Origin of the sequence: Neoroseomonas rubea (assembly GCF_016106015.1) — a bacterium.
In the GTDB taxonomy this organism is placed as follows: Bacteria; Pseudomonadota; Alphaproteobacteria; order Acetobacterales; family Acetobacteraceae; genus Neoroseomonas; species Neoroseomonas rubea.
Genome location: NZ_JACADQ010000382.1, coordinates 1 through 3,865, shown reverse-complemented (window position 1 = coordinate 3,865; position 3,865 = coordinate 1). Strand labels below are relative to the sequence as shown.

Genomic DNA, 3,865 nt, shown 5'->3' with positions numbered 1-3,865 from the left:
AGGAGTCCAGACCTGTGCTCTCCCGATCTGATCCAGGCAGCGCCGCCCGCCCCCTGAGCTTCCGGCCCGCGCACAACCCGTCACGGGCGCGCGGGCCGCGCCACGCCCGGCCCCGCGCGGCCAACCGGGCGACGGCGCATCCCCCGCAAACCGCATGAAAGGACACCCGCATGTCGGGCACGATCGAGAGCGCCTTCGTCAAGCAGTTCGAGGCCGAGGTCGCCGAGGCCTATCAGCGCCAGGGCAGCAAGCTGCGTCCCACGGTGCGCAGCAAGTCCAACGTGAAGGGCGCGAGCACGCTCTTCCCCCGCGTCGGCAAGGGCGTTGCCGCATCCAAGGCGCGCAACGGCGCGGTGCCGGTGATGAACCTCACCTACGCCAATGCCGAATGCTTCCTGCAGGACTACTACGCCGGCGAGTGGATCGACCGGCTGGACGAGATCAAGACCAGCATCGACGAGCGCACCGTCATCGCCAATGCCGGCGCCTATGCGCTGGGCCGCAAGACGGATGAGCTGATCATCGCCGCCCTCGATACCGCGACGGCCGAGGCGACCGGCACCGGCGTCGGCCTGACGGATGCGGATGGTCTGACCAAGCAGAAGGTGCTGATGGCCTTCGAGATGCTGGGCGCGGCCGATGTGCCGGACGATGGCCAGCGCTTCGCCGTGGTTGGCTGGAAGCAGTGGAGCGAGCTGCTGCAGATCGAGGAATTCGCCAAGTCCGACTATGTCGGCGAGGACGCACTGCCCTGGAAGGGCACGCAGGCCAAGCGTTGGCTCGGCGCGCTGTGGATGCCGCATTCCGGCCTGACCAAGGCGGGCACGCTGCGCTACTGCTACTTCTACCATCGCACCGCGGTCGGCCACGCGGTGGCGAGCGAGGTGGTGACGGACATCACCTGGCATGGCGACCGCGCGGCGCATTTCGTGAACAACATGATGTCGCAGGGGGCGGTGATGATCGACCCGACCGGCGTCGTGCGGATGCGCGCGAAGGAATGATGAAGGTCGGGGGAGGGTGAACCTCCCCCGAACCCCCTCCCTTTTCTGTCTGCTGGAGACTGATCTCCAAGGTCACAAAGAAGGTTGAGGGGGGTTCGGGAGGAGAAGTTCTCTTCTCCCCCCGCCCTTTTCCCCACATCACGAGGAGTCCCCCCGATGGCGCTTTCCGCCCTCGCGCTCTGCTCGCGCGCGCTTTTGCGCATCGGCGCCCAGCCCATCGCCTCGCTCGAGGAAGGCACCGCCGAGGCGGAGGTCGCGGCCAATCTCTATCCCGGCCTTCGCGACGCGCTGCTGTCCGCCCATCCCTGGTCCTTCGCGACCACGCAGGCCGCGCTGCCGCGGCTTGCCGCCGTACCCCGCGCGGACTTCGCCCATGCGTTTCAACTGCCGACCGGATTCCTCCGCGCGCTGTCGGCCGGCGCGGGTGGCCGCGCGCGCGGCCTGGTCTACTGCATCCAGGAGGATCGGCTCTTCACGGATGCCGACGCCGTCGCGCTGACCTACGTGTTCCGTCCGGATGAGAGCGCCTTCCCGCCCTTCTTCGCCGCTGCGCTTGTCGCGCGGCTGGCCGCCGAATTCTGCATCCCGCTGACCGAGAACACGTCCCGCGCCGAGATCCTGTTTCGCCAGGCGGAGAGCGAGCTGCGCGGTGCGCGCCAGATCGACAGCCAGCAGGCGAGCCCGCGCGCGATCGAGGGTTTCCCGCTCATCGACGTGCGGGGCTGACCCATGCCCGCCGTCAAGCGTGCCAAGACGAGCTTCGCCGCGGGGGAACTCGCGCCCGAACTGCTCGGCCGCGGCGACCTGCGCGCCTTCGAGAACGGTGCGCGGCGCCTGCGCAACGTCTTCCTGCAGCCGACCGGCGGCGTCACGCGCCGGCCCGGGCTGCGCCATGTCGCGGTGCTGCCGGGCGCCGCACGGCTGATCCCCTTCGAGTTCAACACCGAGCAGACCTATCTCATGGTGTTGACCGACGGCGCGCTGCGCGTCTTCCAGGGCGATGCGGTGGTGGCGACGCTCGCCGGCCCCTGGAGCGCGGCGATGCTGCCGCAGATGGGCTTCACGCAGAGTGCCGACACACTGCTGCTGGTGCATCCGGAGATGCCGCCGCAGCGCATCACGCGCACCAATGGCGGCTGGACGATCGCGCCCTGGGCCTTCGTCCGCAAACCCTTCTTCCGCTTCGCGCCCCTCGAGGTGACGCTGGCGGCGAGTGCAACGACAGGGACTGTGACGCTGACGGCAAGCGCGCCGGTCTTTCTCGCCGCGCATGCCGATACGCGGCTGCGCATCGGCGGAAAGCGTGTGCGGATTCTCTCCGTCGCCTCGCCCACCCAGTCGAGTGCCACGGTGGAGGACACGCTCTCCGGGACCGCGCCGACCACGGATTGGGACGAGGCCGCGATCGGCCCCGCGCGCGGCTGGCCCGTGACCTGCTGCTTCCACCAGGAGAGGCTCGTCATCGGCGGCACGCGCGACCTGCCGAACCGGCTGATGCTCTCCCGCACCGGCGACCTGTTCGACTTCGATGCGGGTACGGGCCTGGATGACGAGGCGATCGCCTTCGGCCTCGTCTCGGACCAGGTGAACGCGATCCGCGGCGTCTTCTCCGGGCGGCATTTGCAGGTCTTCACCTCGGGTGCCGAGTGGATGGTGCGCGGGGATCCGCTGACGCCGTCCTCGATCCAGCTCGACCGGCAGACGCGCGTGGGCTCGCCGGTCGATCGCCTCGTGCAGCCGGTGGACGTGGATGGCGCGACGGTGTTCGTCGCGCGCGGCGGCCAGGGCGTGCACGAATTCGCCTATGCGGAGGTGGGGGAGGCCTACCAGGCCAACGACCTCGCCATCCTCGCTCGGCATATCGTGAACGCGCCGGTCTCCATGGCGTACGATCAGCGGCTGCGGCTGCTGCACCTGGTGATGGCCGATGGCGGCCTCGGCACGCTGACCCTCTATCGCGCCGAGCAGGTGACCGCCTGGACGCGGCAGGAGACGGCCGGCGCCTTCCGCGCCGTGGCGGAAAGCGAGGGCACCGTCTGGGTCGTGACGGAGCGCGCCGGCGCCTTCGCGCTGGAGCGCTTCGAGCCCGGCCTCGGGCTGGATGCCGCGCTGAGCGGAACGGCGGCCGCGTCGCAGGATGTGTGGAGCGGCCTCGCGCACCTCGAAGGCCAGGATGTCGCGCTGCTCGCCGATGGCGCGCCGCGCGCGCCACTGGTCGTCGCGGGCGGGGCGATCACGCTCGACCCGCCGGCGATGCGCGTCCAGGCGGGCCTTGCCTTCCGGCATGAGGTCGAGCCGCTGCCGCATGACGTCATCGCCGCGGGCGGCGTGGCGAGCGGCCCCTTGCGGCTGGTCGCCGTCACCTTCCGCCTCCTGGAGACGGCGGCGCTCGAGGTCGATCTCGGCCGTGGCACGCAACCCGTGCCGTTCCGGCGGCTCGACTCGGCGCTGCTCGACGCGCCGCCCGCGCCCTTCACCGGCGACGTCACGCTGCGCGGCCTCGGCTGGCGGCGCGACCGGCTGCGCCCGCTCTGGCGCATCGAGGGCGCGGTGCCGCTGCCCATGACGCTGCTTTCCGTCACCACCGAGACGAGGATGACCGACTGATGGCCCAGCTTGCATCGCTCGCCGCCCTCGCCGGCGCGGGCATCAGCGCCTATGGCCAGGTGCGCCAGGCGCAGCAGCAGCGCGCGTCGTCCCGCGCGCAGGCGGACAACCTCCGCGCGCAGCAGGTCGCGCAGGATGCGCAGGCGACGGTCCAGGCCGCGGCGCGGGAACGCGAACGCGCCCAGGCGTTGGCGCGCACCATCGCCTCCGTGCGCGCGCGGCTCGCCGCGGGTGGCGTGGCACCGGACGAAGGG

Annotated in this window: 3 protein-coding genes and 1 pseudogene; all 4 read left to right on the top strand. The window is 71.0% G+C overall.

The window, feature by feature from the left end:
- Nucleotides 1–170 precede the first annotated feature (170 nt).
- Entirely contained in the window at nucleotides 171–1,004 is an 834-nt protein-coding gene (locus tag HW577_RS22230; protein WP_198378299.1) for a phage capsid protein, read from the top strand.
- 156 nt (nucleotides 1,005–1,160) lie between these two features.
- Nucleotides 1,161–1,730 (top strand): phage connector family protein, encoded by a 570-nt coding sequence (locus tag HW577_RS22225; RefSeq protein WP_198378298.1) that lies wholly within the window; start codon nucleotides 1,161–1,163, stop codon nucleotides 1,728–1,730.
- Between the two features lie 3 nt (nucleotides 1,731–1,733).
- On the top strand, nucleotides 1,734–3,611 hold the full coding sequence (locus HW577_RS22220) for a phage tail protein (protein WP_198378297.1): 1,878 nt from the start codon (nucleotides 1,734–1,736) through the stop codon (nucleotides 3,609–3,611).
- A pseudogene (locus HW577_RS22215) lies at nucleotides 3,611–3,865 on the top strand (hypothetical protein); the annotation flags it as partial. The gene HW577_RS22220 and the pseudogene HW577_RS22215, both read left to right, overlap by 1 nt.

Coding starts and splice junctions, on each gene's coding strand:
- HW577_RS22225 (WP_198378298.1), top strand. CDS start 1,161: ATGGCGCTTTCCGCCCTCGCGCTCTGCTCGCGCGCGCTTTTGCGCATC.
- HW577_RS22230 (WP_198378299.1), top strand. CDS start 171: ATGTCGGGCACGATCGAGAGCGCCTTCGTCAAGCAGTTCGAGGCCGAG.
- HW577_RS22220 (WP_198378297.1), top strand. CDS start 1,734: ATGCCCGCCGTCAAGCGTGCCAAGACGAGCTTCGCCGCGGGGGAACTC.